This window comes from Bartonella sp. MR63HLJHH (genome assembly GCF_042194155.1).
Taxonomy (GTDB): domain Bacteria; phylum Pseudomonadota; class Alphaproteobacteria; order Rhizobiales; family Rhizobiaceae; genus Bartonella; species Bartonella grahamii.
This window is the reverse complement of record NZ_JBHIMN010000006.1, coordinates 60,180-74,815: the sequence shown is the minus strand read 5'-3', so window position 1 is coordinate 74,815 and position 14,636 is coordinate 60,180. Positions and strand designations below refer to the sequence as shown.

15 protein-coding genes are annotated in these 14,636 nt (G+C 37.1%); 8 read left to right on the top strand and 7 right to left on the bottom strand.

The annotated features are described in order from the left end of the window. Positions 1-2 precede the first annotated feature (2 nt). The 4 genes from ACFIKQ_RS05395 to ACFIKQ_RS05380 form a co-directional block, all read right to left on the bottom strand. Positions 3-215, bottom strand: a complete 213-nt coding sequence (locus tag ACFIKQ_RS05395) for a DUF3126 family protein (protein ID WP_015856411.1) — start codon at positions 213-215, stop codon at positions 3-5. 615 nt (positions 216-830) lie between these two features. Beyond that, complete coding sequence (locus ACFIKQ_RS05390; protein WP_375656108.1) at positions 831-1,604, bottom strand: alpha/beta fold hydrolase; 774 nt, start codon at positions 1,602-1,604, stop codon at positions 831-833. Then, the gene (locus ACFIKQ_RS05385; protein WP_375638990.1) at positions 1,601-2,113 is read right to left on the bottom strand and encodes a DUF192 domain-containing protein; all 513 of its coding nucleotides are present in this window, start codon (positions 2,111-2,113) and stop codon (positions 1,601-1,603) included. The genes ACFIKQ_RS05390 and ACFIKQ_RS05385 overlap by 4 nt, the downstream gene beginning before the upstream one ends. Before the next feature lie 243 nt (positions 2,114-2,356). Then, on the bottom strand, positions 2,357-2,932 hold the full coding sequence (locus ACFIKQ_RS05380) for a cold-shock protein (protein WP_015856414.1): 576 nt from the start codon (positions 2,930-2,932) through the stop codon (positions 2,357-2,359). A gap of 324 nt (positions 2,933-3,256) precedes the next feature. On the opposite strand from ACFIKQ_RS05380, the gene ACFIKQ_RS05375 reads away from it, so the two are divergent. From ACFIKQ_RS05375 to ACFIKQ_RS05355, 5 genes are all read left to right on the top strand, one after another. After that, on the top strand, positions 3,257-4,390 hold the full coding sequence (locus ACFIKQ_RS05375; RefSeq protein WP_015856415.1) for an ABC transporter substrate-binding protein: 1,134 nt from the start codon (positions 3,257-3,259) through the stop codon (positions 4,388-4,390). A 114-nt stretch (positions 4,391-4,504) separates the two neighbouring features. Then, a complete protein-coding gene (locus tag ACFIKQ_RS05370) occupies positions 4,505-5,581 on the top strand; it encodes a branched-chain amino acid ABC transporter permease (protein WP_273787948.1) in 1,077 nt (358 codons plus the stop codon). Then, positions 5,581-6,639: a branched-chain amino acid ABC transporter permease gene (locus ACFIKQ_RS05365; protein WP_273787947.1), complete on the top strand. Its 1,059-nt coding sequence runs from the start codon at positions 5,581-5,583 to the stop codon at positions 6,637-6,639. Before ACFIKQ_RS05370 ends, ACFIKQ_RS05365 begins: the two co-directional genes overlap by 1 nt. Further along, positions 6,636-7,418: an ABC transporter ATP-binding protein gene (locus ACFIKQ_RS05360; RefSeq protein WP_015856418.1), complete on the top strand. Its 783-nt coding sequence runs from the start codon at positions 6,636-6,638 to the stop codon at positions 7,416-7,418. The genes ACFIKQ_RS05365 and ACFIKQ_RS05360 overlap by 4 nt, the downstream gene beginning before the upstream one ends. Beyond that, positions 7,405-8,115 carry an ABC transporter ATP-binding protein gene (locus ACFIKQ_RS05355; RefSeq protein ID WP_015856419.1) on the top strand — a complete coding sequence of 237 codons (711 nt, stop codon included), beginning with the start codon at positions 7,405-7,407 and terminating at the stop codon, positions 8,113-8,115. The genes ACFIKQ_RS05360 and ACFIKQ_RS05355 overlap by 14 nt, the downstream gene beginning before the upstream one ends. Positions 8,116-8,210: 95 nt before the next feature. Here ACFIKQ_RS05355 and gatA read toward each other — a convergent pair whose 3' ends face one another. Both gatA and gatC read right to left on the bottom strand, forming a co-directional pair. After that, complete coding sequence (gene gatA / locus ACFIKQ_RS05350; RefSeq protein WP_375653098.1) at positions 8,211-9,695, bottom strand: Asp-tRNA(Asn)/Glu-tRNA(Gln) amidotransferase subunit GatA; 1,485 nt, start codon at positions 9,693-9,695, stop codon at positions 8,211-8,213. A 31-nt stretch (positions 9,696-9,726) separates the two neighbouring features. Beyond that, a complete protein-coding gene (gene gatC / locus ACFIKQ_RS05345) occupies positions 9,727-10,014 on the bottom strand; it encodes an Asp-tRNA(Asn)/Glu-tRNA(Gln) amidotransferase subunit GatC (protein ID WP_015856421.1) in 288 nt (95 codons plus the stop codon). Positions 10,015-10,152: 138 nt separating this feature from the next. Here gatC and ruvX point away from each other — a divergent pair, with 138 nt between their 5' ends. Then, complete coding sequence (gene ruvX / locus ACFIKQ_RS05340) at positions 10,153-10,632, top strand: Holliday junction resolvase RuvX (protein WP_375636082.1); 480 nt, start codon at positions 10,153-10,155, stop codon at positions 10,630-10,632. On the opposite strand, the gene ACFIKQ_RS05335 is transcribed toward ruvX, so the two are convergent. Beyond that, complete coding sequence (locus ACFIKQ_RS05335; protein WP_273787944.1) at positions 10,617-12,236, bottom strand: acyl-CoA dehydrogenase family protein; 1,620 nt, start codon at positions 12,234-12,236, stop codon at positions 10,617-10,619. The genes ruvX and ACFIKQ_RS05335 overlap by 16 nt on opposite strands. A gap of 125 nt (positions 12,237-12,361) precedes the next feature. On the opposite strand from ACFIKQ_RS05335, the gene ACFIKQ_RS05330 reads away from it, so the two are divergent. Both ACFIKQ_RS05330 and ACFIKQ_RS05325 read left to right on the top strand, forming a co-directional pair. Further along, on the top strand, positions 12,362-13,327 hold the full coding sequence (locus ACFIKQ_RS05330; RefSeq protein WP_375636081.1) for an aspartate carbamoyltransferase catalytic subunit: 966 nt from the start codon (positions 12,362-12,364) through the stop codon (positions 13,325-13,327). Further along, positions 13,324-14,625, top strand: coding sequence for a dihydroorotase (locus ACFIKQ_RS05325; protein ID WP_375644810.1), 1,302 nt, complete (start codon positions 13,324-13,326; stop codon positions 14,623-14,625). Before ACFIKQ_RS05330 ends, ACFIKQ_RS05325 begins: the two co-directional genes overlap by 4 nt. Positions 14,626-14,636 lie beyond the last annotated feature (11 nt).

Here is a 14,636-nt window from a genome sequence, read left to right as displayed (position 1 = left end):
AATCAATTTTCTAAATCAATATCTAATATAGCCATTGAGAAATTATAGGAGAGCTCATCTTCATCTTCATCTCGATAGATAATGCCTAAAAACTCATCTCCCATATAAACCTCACAAGAATCACTCTTTTTAGGCCGTGCTCTAACTTGCAATGCTGAGTTTTGGAATATATTTTTTAAATAATTATCAAGTTTTTTTATTTCATCAGCATTCACTATGCTCTCCTGTTTTTTTAACGATTTAAATAACTGCGTGTCGCGCAAATAAGACAACCTCATGATTCTGTAAAGTTAGTAAAAAAGCTTAATCTGAATATTTACTTAATATTACATATATTTACAACGCGCTTTATACATTTATAAAGAACTTTTACAAAAGGATTCTATCATTATTAAATATACCCGTATAGATTAAAAAATGGCAAAAAACTGTATATTTTTAATAATTTTACTTTATCTCCAATTTTATCATACGCATTTAGAATGCATATTCGTAAGAAAAATTGATCAATAATTTATAATTTTGTTCCTTTTATAAAAAATAAAAATAATAATACTTTTTTTATTTAAAATTACATTTTTTAGAAAAAAATATTATTATATCATTCAAAAATAATTCTTTTTAATAACTTTTAAAGTATAATTATCTAACCCTAGAAGAATTACATCTCTAAAAAATATACAAAATAGGCTAATAAGAGTTTAGCTTTCTTCCCATTTTTTATAAAAAACTTATGTTACAATAGAAAAATTTTTAAATAAGCTTTATTCAATTTATACGAGATAAAAATACTGAGTATTTTTGTAAATGCTAAAATCTATGAAGAATGCTTATCTTATAGGATAACGAAAAAGAAAATCTATAACGCCTTTTTTATAAACTTTATCGCCTACAGCAAGCATATGATCTCGACCAGGAATTGATAAAGCTTCACCACAAGGCAATAAAGCTGCTAACGGCTCTGCTGCACCGCCAATTTCATCTAATGAACCAACGGCAACAAGTGCAGGTTGTTCGATTTTGTAAACTTCAGATGCCGTTAACTCCTGTTTTGATGTGATAATACAAGCAGCAAGAGCACGTTTATCGCTTTTCGTTTGATCTGCAAATTTACGGAACATTAAACCGCGCGTATTAGTAATAGTAGAAATATCTTCTGCTAAAAGTGCCTCAGCAACAGGCTCCCAATTTCCCGCTCCCGTTACCATACCAATACCTAAACCACCAAAAATGACACTGTGTACATATGTTGGATGCAAAAGAGCCATGAAAGCACTAATACGAGCCCCCATAGAATATCCCATAACATGGGCTTTAGATATCTCTAAATGCTGTAGTAACTTTATTGCGTCGCCAGCCATAGCTTGAGGTGTATAAAAAACAGGGTCATAACTTTTAACTGAATCTCCGTGACCGCGATTATCAAGAGCAATAACACGATATCCTGCTTCAGTGAGAATGCGAAACCAACCCGTTGCATACCAATTCACTCGTGCAGAAGATCCAAAACCATGGATCAACAAAACAGGCGCACCCTGCCCTTCTTCTCGATAAGCAAATCGCAAACCATTATATTCAAAAAAACGAATATCTTCAGCGGTCATTTTTTATTGCACTTTCCACAAAGTACAGGATGAATAACACGTTGCCCTTTTTGTATCTTTTTTTCAGAAACTTCACCAGCATTAATCTCAAGTGCAAAAGCTGCAGGAACTTCCGATGAAATGGTATTTGTCGAAAATGGAGAAGTGTTTTCAATAATCGATACAATAATTCCCTCAGAGTTTAAGAAAATCATATCTAAAGGTAAAGGCGTATTTGCCATCCACATAAAAATTTTCTGTTCATCTCCCGATTGAGAACTTTTTAGCTGCTTAAAGAGCATTGCACGATCGCGTGGAAAATCAGTCCGATACATTAAACCAGCTGCTGCTTGAGACGGCGTAAAAGCAATCTCTACCTTATAATAAACCGTACCTTGCTTTGTATGTATTTCTAAAGGAATTGGATGAACAGGAATCTCTATGGGCTTTTTTGCTACAACAACACGCATTTCTAACATAAAAAGCATTACCAGTAAAACAATATGCCCCTTTTTAAAAGGCTTTAACATTCTTGTCTCCATCACAGAAAATTTTTAAATTTTGTTTCTAAAATAAAAAGTACCAGAGTTTAAAAGTCAAAAAAATAAGAGGGTTGCCCCCTTGTTGTTTTCTAGTTTCTTTCAACGTAATACGCGCAACTTTCTCCATTTGGTTTATGGATTCACTAGAGCCATATTTTCTTTAAAAACCTACCTCTATAGAAATTTACGGAATACCCCCCTTTAAAAACATACTGTTTTTATTCGTGAAATTCAATGCGTAGCTAAAGGAATGCCTATATCCGGATAAATCTCTGCTGTCATTAAACCTTTTTCTCCTTTACCAAAACGTACAAGAACAACTTGGCCGGAACGAAGCTCTGCTAAACCAAAACGGCGCAACGTTTCCATATGAATAAAAATATCTTCTGTTCCTTGCCCACGGCTAAGAAAACCGTATCCTTTGTCACGATTAAACCATTTAACAATTGCACGTTCTAGTCCACTTTCTGGAGTAACAACAACATGGGTACGGGCTGGAACTTCTGATGGATGAATTGCTGAAGAACAATCTATGGATTTCACCTGAACGCACTTTAATCCTCTTTCAGTTTTTTCCACAGCACAAATAACCTTTGCTCCCTCCAAAGCTGTTTGAAAACCATCCCTTCGCATTACCGTAACATGCAATAATATATCGGGGAAATGAGGTAAATCAGGTACAATAAATCCATACCCCTTACTACCATCAAACCACTTAATGACACCACTGATTTCGATAATCTCCCCACAAGCACCTATACTATCTTCAGATAGGGGACAATCTTTTAATGCATCCTTACTCGTCATAATAACGTGATCCTGTAGCTTATAAATTGTACGATATTGATTCTCTAGGTTTAAGTAAACATTGCTCTTGTATCAACACGCAAGCCCCAAGATAAGATTTCCCCATATTGTCGTATCTTCTATGTTAATGTCAGAGAATATCAACATGAATATTTATAAAACTATTTGATTGTAAGCTTTACATATCTTACAAGGAGTGCCCTACAAAAGAGGTTATATGAAAGGTTTTTTTACATAATGATATTTTCATAAATGTGTAACTTGCATGATGAAGAAGTTCAATATAAGGTGAAAAAACAACAATTCAATTAAGGAAAATGCGCAATGCAATTGAAGAAAATCCTTACGACAATCACAGCATTCATGGCATTTACTGCAAATGTTTATGCAAGTGAACCTATCAAAATTGGTGTTTATCTTCCATTAAGTGGTCAAAATGCATTTGGAGGTCAGCTTGAAATTAGAGGTATAGAATTAGCCCATAAAAAAATTCCAGAAATTTTAGGACGTAAAGTGGAACTTGTTATTATTGATAATAAGTCTGATAAAGTAGAAGCGGCTAATGCTGTTATGCGTTTAACAGCAAGTGAAAAAGTAAGTGGAATCATTGGTAGCTATGGTTCCTCACTTTCGTTGGCAGGTGGTGAAATATCTGAAAAAGCAAAGACTCCAACCATTGCCACTTCCTCAACGAGTCCTCTTGTTACACAGGGTAAAAAATATTATTTCCGCGCTTGTTTTATTGATTCCTATCAAGGGGTGGGAATCGCGACTTATATAAGTCAAACTTTACACGCAAAAAAAGCAGCTATCCTCAAAGATATTTCAAACGATTATGCCATTGGTCTTGCAAGCTACTTTATGCGTGCTTTCAAAAAATTAGGTGGTGAAGTTGTCTCAAATTTAAACTATAATTCCGGAGATCAGGATTTTTCAGCTGTTCTTACGCAAATTATCGCGCAAAAACCTGACATCTTATTCATTCCATCTTACTTTTCTGAGGGTGCTATCATTATGAAACAAGCACGAGAATTAGGAGCAAAGTTTCAAATTATGGGTGGAGATGCTATGGATAATCCAGAAACCATTGCGATTGCAGGAAAAGCTTCAGAAGGTTTCTTACATACGACACTTCCCTATAGTGAGGATATGCCAAATATGTCAGTAGCTGCGCAAGAATTCACAGCAGAATGGAAAAAAGAGTATCCTGACAAAGAGCCGAATATAAATTCTGTTTTGGGATATACGAGTTATATGATGTTCATGAAGGCTATTGAAAATGCTGGTAGCGCTGATCGTGAAAAAATTACTATTGCTCTTAGCAAATTAAAAGATTTTCAAACCCCCTTCGGTGATATGTCAATGGATGAAAATCATAACCCTAAGATTCCTATTGGTATCATTAAAATACAGGATGGAAAACGTGTTTATTTAGAAGAGGTTAAACCTGCTTTTTAATTAAAAAGTTTTACTTATTAAAATGCAAGAATTGGTTGAGGATCTTTTTCTCAACCAAAAACTTAGAAATTTCTTGTTATCCTATGTAAATTAACAAATGTGGAAGGATGAGAGATGAGCACTGAAATGTTCATCCAGTATTTTTTTAATGCACTGGCATTGGGATCTCTTTATGGGCTTATCGCTATTGGTTACACCATGGTCTACGGTATACTGAGACTCATTAATTTTGCTCACGGTGATATCTTCATGCTGGGAGCATATTTTGTTTTCTTTTCCACAATTAGCTTTATGCCTGCTTGGGCAGCACTTCTTCTTTTGTTTCTCGCGGCTCTTATTTATTATTCGGTCTTTATAGGGTTTAAAAGGCGCCCTTCAATTTATTGGATTGCTGTTTTTTTAATCCTTGCGTTAGGTTTTGTTTATTATTTTAAAATTTCTCCACAAGATTTTACCCCGATTTGGGTTTTAGCTCTTTGTTTTTCCATTTTTATTACAAGTGCAGTGGGTATTATTGTTGATCAACTTGCCTATAAACCTCTGCGCCATGCTCCGCGTATCTCGGCACTTATCGGTGCAATTGGTGTTTCTTTTTTTATTGAAAATCTTTCTACTGTACTCTTTAGTGGTGTTCCGAAAGGTGTAAAACAACCAGATTTTCTTGTAACACCATTTTTATGGCATTTAGGATCAGGAGCAGATGGTATCATTAGAATTGCTCCCATGTCTCTGATCGTTCCCGTTGTGTCATTGATTCTTATTGTTTTACTGTTATGGATTATCCATAAAACAAAACCGGGTCTTGCTATGCGTGCAATCTCCCATGATATTGAAACGACGCGTTTGATGGGTGTGTCTGTCAATAAAGTTATTGCATTTACATTTGGAATAGGCTCAGCTCTTGCCGCTATAGCAGGTATTATGTGGTCTTTACGTTATCCTCAAATTCAGCCTTATATGGGCGTTCTTCCTGGTCTCAAAGCATTTATCGCTGCTGTTATCGGAGGTATTGGTTCGATACCAGGAGCAATGTTGGGAGGATTGTTATTAGGGTTTATTGAAATTATGATTATCGCATTTTTCCCCGCGCTATCTGGATATCGAGATGCCTTCGCTTTCATTTTATTGATTCTGATTTTATTGATATTGCCCACAGGATTAATGGGTAAAAAAAGTCAGGAGAAAATCTAATGGCAAAGTCAGTGACAACTGTTTTATCTTGTATAAGTGTTTTAGTTCTCATAGGTTTTTTATTTTATGCTGATAGCCATTTTAATGACTATACGCTTCGTATCATAAATCTGATTGCTATTAATGCGATATTAGCAATTTCGCTTAATTTGATTTACGGTTTCACAGGTATGTTTTCTCTTGGACATGCTGGATTTATGGCTATTGGTGCTTATGTTTGCGCAATTTTACTTCTTTCCCCTGAACAAAAAGAAATGATGTGGATTCTGGAGCCTATCGCTGAACCATTGTATCATCTGCAATTACCTTTTTTTGTCGCTGTTGTTATAAGTGGTATATGTGCTGCAGTTGTAGGTTTATTGATTGCTTTGCCAATATTACGTCTTGGTGGTGATTATCTTGGAATTGCAACATTGGGTTTTGCAGAAATTATTCGCATTGTCATTACGAACGCAACATCGCTTACAAATGGCTCTTTAGGTATCAAGGGAATACCTCAAAATGCAACATTATGGTGGAACTATGGTTGGTTAGCATTTACTGTTCTCTTTATTGTCCTTTTACTGCAAAGCAATACTGGTAACGTATTACGTGCCATTCGTGATGATGAAATTGCTGCGAAAACTATGGGAATTAACGCTTTTTTCTACCGTAGTTTTTCTTTTACTGTTGGAGCGTTTTTTGCAGGTATAGGTGGAGCATTAATGGCTGCTCTTATTTCAACTATTGATCCAAAAATGTTTAATTTTCTTCTAACTTTTAATATTTTGATGATTGTAGTTGCTGGTGGTCTCGGCTCAATTACAGGAAGTATTATTGGCAGCATTATTATTACAGTTATGCTTGAATGGCTTCGTATTATTGAAAGTCCATTTGACTTAGGTTTTATACATATCCCAGAAACACCAGGACTTCGCATGGTTGTTTTTTCTCTTTTATTGCTGGTAATTATCTTGTTTTGGAGAAAAGGGTTGATGGGACAACGAGAATTCTCATGGAATGGAATTTATAGCTTTTTGACACGCAAAAAGCTTTCTAATACTGAGGGAAAGCTATGAACGACACCATCCTTTCACTCAATAATATTGTAATGCGTTTTGGCGGATTAGTTGCTGTAAATAATATTAATATGGCAATTAAACGAGGAAGTATTACTGGATTAATTGGTCCCAATGGCGCTGGAAAAACAACAGTTTTCAATATGATTTCTGGATTTTATGCTCCTACAAGCGGCGTCATTCTTTTTGATGAGCAAAAAATTTCTGGAGCGCCTCCTTATATTATCTGTAGACGCCATATTGCCAGAACATTTCAAAATATTCGTCTTTTCTCAGGGTTAACGGTTTTGCAGAATGTTATGGTAGGAGCGCATGTTCGACAAAAATATCCTTGGTTTTCTTCAGCTCTATTTTTTTCAAAAGCAATGAAAGAAAAGAAGGAAGTTTATAAAAATTCCTTGGAGCTCCTTGAACAGCTACAACTTGATCACCTTGCCAATCAATCGGCAACAGCTTTACCTTATGGTGTGCAACGACGTCTAGAAATTGCACGCGCGTTAGCCACAAAGCCCAAATTGCTTCTTCTTGATGAACCTGTTGCTGGCATGAATCCACAAGAAAGTGAGGATCTTAGAAAATTCATAGCAAAAGTGCAAAAAGACTTTGATCTTACAATTCTTCTTATTGAGCACGATATGAAAGTGGTTATGGGGCTTTGCCAACATATTTTGGTTATGGAATATGGCTGTTGCATTGCCAATGGTACACCAGATGAAATTCGTAATAACCCTAAAGTTATTGAAGCTTATCTTGGCGGAGATGTTTATGGATATTCTTAAAATAAAAAATCTTTACGTTCATTATGGCGCCATTAAAGCTGTCCAAAATCTTTCTATGTCCATAAAAAAGGGAAGTATTGTCACTTTAATTGGAGCCAATGGTGCAGGAAAAAGCAGTATTGTACGTTCTATTACAGGACTTAATCGCTCTGTTTATGGAAAAATTACCTATAATGGCAAATCTATTATTAAAAAATCACCAGAAGAGATTTTGCGATTAGGTATTGCTCTAAGTCCTGAAGGACGCCGTATCATGCCCCATCTCACTGTTTTAGAGAATCTTCATCTAGGCGCTTATATTCGTCACGATAAGCAGGGAATTTCCCGTGATATTGAATGGATATTTGATCTTTTTCCGCGCCTACGAGAAAGAGCAAAACAGTTGGGAGGAACAATGTCAGGTGGTGAACAACAGATGGTTGCTGTGGGCCGTGCACTCATGAGCAATCCTGATATGGTCATATTAGATGAACCATCGTTGGGATTGGCTCCGCTTCTCGTTCGAGAAATTTTTTCGATTATTAGAAAAATTAATGAGATGGGAAAAACTGTTCTTCTTATTGAACAAAATGCATTTGCTGCGCTTTCTATAGCTGACTATGCTTATATTTTAGAGGTAGGGCATATTTTATTTCACGGTGAAGGTAAAACTATGCTCTCTGATTCGCGTGTTAAAGAAGCCTATCTTGGTGGATAAAGACTACGAATTGAGGAAATAGAGTTCATCACTCCACCTTTTAAAAAAGCATTTCTCATCCTCAATGAGAAATGCTCCTTTACGAAGTTTGATTATTACATCCACCATTTTTCTGCACTGAATATCCCTGCTTCTTTTTCAATAATGTGCGCTATCTGAAAAATGACTTCCTCAGCAAAAGGTTTACCAATCAATTGCAATCCTAGAGGCAAACCATTTGATGACAGACCTGCAGGAACAGAAATTCCTGGTAAACCAGCCATATTAACGGGTACCGTAAAAATGTCATTAAGATACATTGCTACAGCATCATTTTTTATTTTTTCATCAGCAATACCAAAGGCAGGTGTTAGTGTTGCTGGTGTTAGAATAGCATCAATGCCTGAAGCAAAACATTGATCAAAATCACGTTTTACGAGTGTTCTTACTTTTTGAGCTCTTAGATAACAGGCATCATAATAACCAGATGAAAGAACATAAGTCCCAACCAAAATACGTCGCTTGACTTCATCACCAAAACCAACAGAGCGCGTGTTTTCATACATCTCAATGATGTCTTTTCCAGGCACGCGTAGACCAAAACGCACACCATCATAACGTGCTAAATTAGAAGAGGCTTCTGCAGGAGCTATAATATAATAAGAAGGTAGAGCATATTTTGTATGGGGCAAAGAAATGTTCTTAATCTCAGTTCCTGCTTCCTTTAACCAACTTATGCCTTTTTTCCAAAGCTCAATAATTTCTGGAGACATTCCATCCATATGATATTCTTTTGGGATACCAATTTTCATTCCTTTAATTGATTGACCAAGATAACTTTCATAATCAGGAACTGGTAAATTCACGGAAGTAGAATCTTTTTCATCAAAAGAGGCCATTGATCTTAGTAAGATAGCACAATCACGAACATCTCTGGCAACAGGTCCAGCTTGATCAAGGGATGAAGCAAATGCAACAACGCCCCACCGTGAACAACGTCCATAAGTTGGCTTTATTCCTACAGTTCCAGTAAAAGCTGCTGGTTGACGTATTGAGCCACCTGTATCGGTTGCAGTTGCACCGGCACAAATTTGTGCAGCAACAGCGGCAGCAGATCCTCCCGAAGAACCACCAGGTACGAGTTTTTCATTCGAGTCTTTTTTTCTCCACGGATTAATAACGGGACCATAATATGATGTTTCATTGGATGAGCCCATAGCAAACTCATCCATATTAAGTTTTCCTAACATTACAGCACCGTCTTGCCATAAATTAGCCGTGACAGTTGATTCATAATGCGGTTTAAAACCATCAAGGATATGTGAACAGGCTTGAGTATGAACACCATAGGTTGCAAAAAGATCTTTAATCCCCAAAGGAATTCCTTCTAAAAGCCCTCCCTGCCCTCTCGCTAAGCGACTATCTGATTCAGCAGCCATTTTCATTGCCTGTTCTGCTGTTATTGTTACATAAGCATTCAAAATTGGATTAGCTGATTCTATTGCTTGTAAATAAGCTTCCGTTAATTCTGTTGCTTTGAGATTTTTCTTTGTTAGAGAATCACGAGCTTGCGCAATTGTGAGGGTTGTTAAATCGGTCATATTGGTTCTCAAATTTCAAAAATATAAAAAGTTACTCAACAATTTTTGAGACAAGAAAAAAATTTTCTTCTGTAACAGGGGCATTGGCTACAATATCTGCTGCTTTATCGCCATCTGTAACACTATCTTCACGCATTCGTAGAGTCATCGGCATCACAGATGTTAATGGCTCAACTCCACTGACATCAACTTCATTCAATTGCTCTACAAAACCTAAAATAGCATTGAATTTTTTTGTCACAGGTTCTATCTCATCATCGTGGATAGCAATCCGCGCTAAATGTGCGACCCGCTTGACGGTCTCTTGATCAACAGACATACTATTTACGCCTTTCTGTTTTTATTAATCTTTATTCTGGCTATACAAGGCTGAGCTTGCAAGCGCAAGAATATTAGATAACATGAATGAAGAATATAACCATTAGATCTGAAACATTAAAAAACGCATTATACCCTTATGACCGTTATTAATATAAACGAAGTTATGACACATCTTTTGCCTGGACAAACAATAGCAGGCTTAGATTTAGGGACAAAAACTATCGGAATTGCGATTTCTGATATGGGGCTGACTGTCTCAAATCCGCGTCCTGTACTACAGCGAAAAAAATTTACAGAAGATGCTTACACACTTATTAAAACTTTTGACCGTGAAAATGTAGGCGTTATTATCATCGGCTTACCCCTTAACATGAATGGGAGCAGCGGTTCTCGTGTTCAAGCAACCAGAGCTTTTGTGAGCAATATGAAAGCTTATACAAAAATTCCATTTGTTTTTTGGGACGAACGTTTGTCAACAATTGCTGCAGAGCGTTCTCTTCTAGAAATGAATGTATCGCGCGCTAAAAGAGCAAGCCGAATTGATTCGGCAGCCGCTGCTTTTATATTGCAAGGTGCTCTCAATAGAATTCAAAACTTTCATCATATGGAAGGATAGAGGACATTGAGCAAATGCCCTGCATTATATCGTGCAATAAGCATCCCGTAGGAAGATCTCCACTGTCCCCCAAGACGGCTTTCCATATAGGCATTTGCAACATGTTCTATGTCTGTAGAACGTAATGCTGCTGCTGCTGCTGCATAGGCTACCTGTTCAACAAAAAACCTTCCTGCACCTTCATTTGCTGATGCCATATCACCTGCTGACTTAATAATTTCAATTGCTCGTGGTCCCGCTGGTCCAATATCAAGAGCAATTTTTTCTAACAATTTCTGAAACAGTCCCGGTGCTTTTTCAGCAATAAGAATGGCATCCTTTACCAATTGATTAGCAGAACTATTTCTCACAATTCGTGCAGGCCCATTATGCAACATTTGCGATAATGGATTATTCTCTATAAAACTTTCAATACCAAGTTGTGCAATAATTTCGCCAATAATAGGCACAACCAATTGACTTACGTGATAAGCAATAATAGGTGTCATAATGCGGGCAAAAGCTGCTTCAGAACGGTCATTTGCTGCATTGTCAAATGCTCTCGCTAAACGCAAAACCAATGCTTGTGAAGCAGCTATATCTAATGCAATATCTGCAAAAATACGTTCTGTCAGTGGTGGTAAAGGTTGATTGGGCATTTTTTTCCGGAAAAAATCTATGCCAAATTGAAGAGCCGCTCGCAAAACACCTGCCGATATTACTGATTGATCGAAACGCATCATCGTCTCGATATCTTTAATAACTTTAAGCCCTTCTCCAGCATTTCCCAAAAGCCAACCATAACTGCCTTGGAAATCAACAACCCCCTCTGGTGTTAAAAGTTCTCCAGAACGCTGAATTAAATGACGAATCGATATAAATCCATTTAATGCACCATTTTCTTGTATGCGTGGAATAAAAAAACAACTTAAATGACCATTTAAATCTGCACTAACAAGATATCCGTCAGCGGTAGGATTAATAACATTGGTTTTTACAACATTTAAACGATATAGATCACGTTCCATACTTTCATCGAAAGAAATCTTCTTAACACTTGGAAAATTAAAAGCGTATTTTTCAATATCATCAAATGCACAAGTTAGAGAAGCAGCCTTTTTATGATGAATAGGCTTTGATGAGGAATCATATTGGCGTGATAAAAGTACATTTTGCCATTTTTTGAAGAGCTCAATATCACTAATTAACACAGCAATAGCTGCACTCGTTATGATAACTTCATTCAAATGTCCTGTTTCTAAACCAGCAGATAAAGCTAAACGAATCGCACGCGCTTGATAGCGTACTCCATTTTCTGAGCTCGTATTTTCCCAAAGTGAGGTAACCAAACCAGCTTGTCTAGAATATTGTTGAAGAGCTTGATAGGAAGAATGGATCTCTAATTTTTCCGTCGGTTGCCCCCATTCATCATTATAACACAATAAAGGCTTATAATGATTTGCCAAGCAAGAGAGTTTCCATGCTTCTCGACTCGCTGCAAAATCTCCTATTTCTTCAAAACTTGCTAACAAAAACTTAGGCAAAGTAGAGGCAATACGAAACATAAGCGTATCGCTAAGAAATGTATTTTTTCGACGATTATTTTGCGCAGATACAGCACTCATAGGTATATTCCTACATTCAAACCATTCATATCATAGACTATTTGTCTTTTTAGAGTTAAGAAACATTTATCATATTCAAACAAATGCTTGTTTAACCTGTTTAGAGAGAGATAAAGAAGAATGCTATGATTCAAGATAATTTTTTTCCACTTTTCCCTCATCAACATCTTTTAGCTATTAAAGATCTAAGTGTACAAGATCTTAATACATTGCTTGATCGTGCAGAAGCAAATGTTATCCTTTCTAACAAAATTGATAAAATAAAATCTACTTTGCATGGACGGACTCAAATTAATCTCTTTTTTGAAGCCTCTACGCGAACACAATCTTCTTTTGAATTAGCGGGTAAAAGGCTAGGTGCACACGTGATGAGTCTTGCGATCGGCAACTCATCTGTAAAAAAAGGAGAAACATTACTTGATACAGCTGCAACTCTCAATGCGATGAAGCCGGATATACTGGTTTTTCGCCATAACAGTGCAGGAGCGGCAGCTTTATTAGCGCAAAAAGTTGATTGTTGTGTCATTAATGCAGGTGATGGTGCTCATGAACATCCAACACAGGCTTTATTAGATGCTCTAACCATTAAAAGAGCAAAAGGTCGTATTGAAGGATTAACTGTTGCGATTTGTGGAGATATCTTACACTCACGTGTTGCCCGTTCCAATATCCTGAGTCTCAATGCTTTGGGTGCTCGTGTTCGTGTTGTTGCTCCCTCAACACTCTTACCCGCAGAAATCACTCATATGAGTGTTGAGGTTTTTAACACAATGAAAGAAGGTCTTAAAAATGCTGACGTTATCATGATGTTACGCTTACAGCATGAACGGATGACAGGTTCTTTTATTCCCTCTACGCATGAATATTTCCATTATTTTGGCTTACATAAAGAAAATTTAGCCTATGCCAAAAATGATTCCATTATTCTGCATCCTGGCCCAATAAACCGTGGTGTAGAGATTGCATCTGACATAGCAGATGGATCACAAAGTATGATTCATACACAAGTAGAAATGGGAATTGCAGTGCGTATGGCGGTCATGGAGGCTTTATTAGATTCACGCGCAAAGATCAGTGGAGAAAAAAAATGATAAAACCAATTGTTTTTCAAAATGCTCGTATTATTGATCCTTCACGCGCAGTCGATGAAATTGGTACAGTTATTGTTGAAAATGGACGGATTATAGCCGCTGGAAAAGATGCTCTGAATCAGGGTTTCCCAGAAGAAGCAGAAATTGTTAACGCACAAAACAAAGCAATTCTCCCTGGCCTTGTTGATGCGCGCGTTTTTGTTGGAGAATTAGGGAATGAACACTGTGAAACAATCGCATCAACAAGTCAATCCGCCGCCGCAGGTGGTATTACTTCTTTCCTCATGATGCCAGATACGCGTCCAGTCATTGATAATGTGGCACTTGTTGAATTTATTAGGCATACAGTACAAGAAAAGTCATCGGTCAATATTTATCCCGTTGCTGCGATCACACAAGGTTTCAACGGACAGCAAATAGCGGAATTCGGCTTACTAAAAGATGCAGGAGCTGTTGCCTTTTATGAAGGAAAAAAAACGCTTCAAAGTTCATCTGTTATGCGACGTGCAATGACTTATGCGCGTGATTTTGATGTTCCATTGATGCATGAAACGCAAGATAAAGATCTTACAGGACAAGGTGTGATGAATGAAGGGCTGCTCGCCAGTTGGCTTGGTCTTTCTGGCATCCCCCGCGAAGCAGAAGTTATCCCACTTGAAAGGGATCTGCGATTAGCAGTATTAACGCAAACACGCTATCATGCCGCTCAAATATCAACAGCACTCTCTGCTGATGCACTTCGTTTAGGTAAAAAACGCAGTGAGAAAATTTCAGCGGGTATATCTATTAATCATTTATCTTTCAATGAAAATGACATTGGTGAATATCGCACCTCTTTTCGCTTAATGCCCCCATTGCGTACAGAAGAAGACCGTATAGCAATGATTGAAGCAATAAAGGATGGGACTATAGATGTTATTGTCTCTTCTCATGATCCTCAGAGTAACGATACAAAACATTTACCATTTAATGACGCAGCGGTTGGCGCTATTGGTATGGAGACTTTATTGAGTGCAGCCTTACGCCTTTACCATGATGAGAGCTTATCTCTTCTACGGATAACTGAACTTTTGTCAACGGCGCCTGCAAAGCTCTTTGGACTCAATGCAGGAACACTGAAGAAAGGTGCTCATGCAGACCTTATTGTGGTTGATCTTGAAGAACCATGGGTTGTTTCGAAAGAGAAGCTCTATTCACGTTCAAAAAATACCCCTTTTGAGAATGCACGTTTTCAAGGACGCGTGCTCCAGACCATTGTGAAAGGGAAAACCGTTTTTAAACTTGATCAACAAACTTAATGAGATTTTTA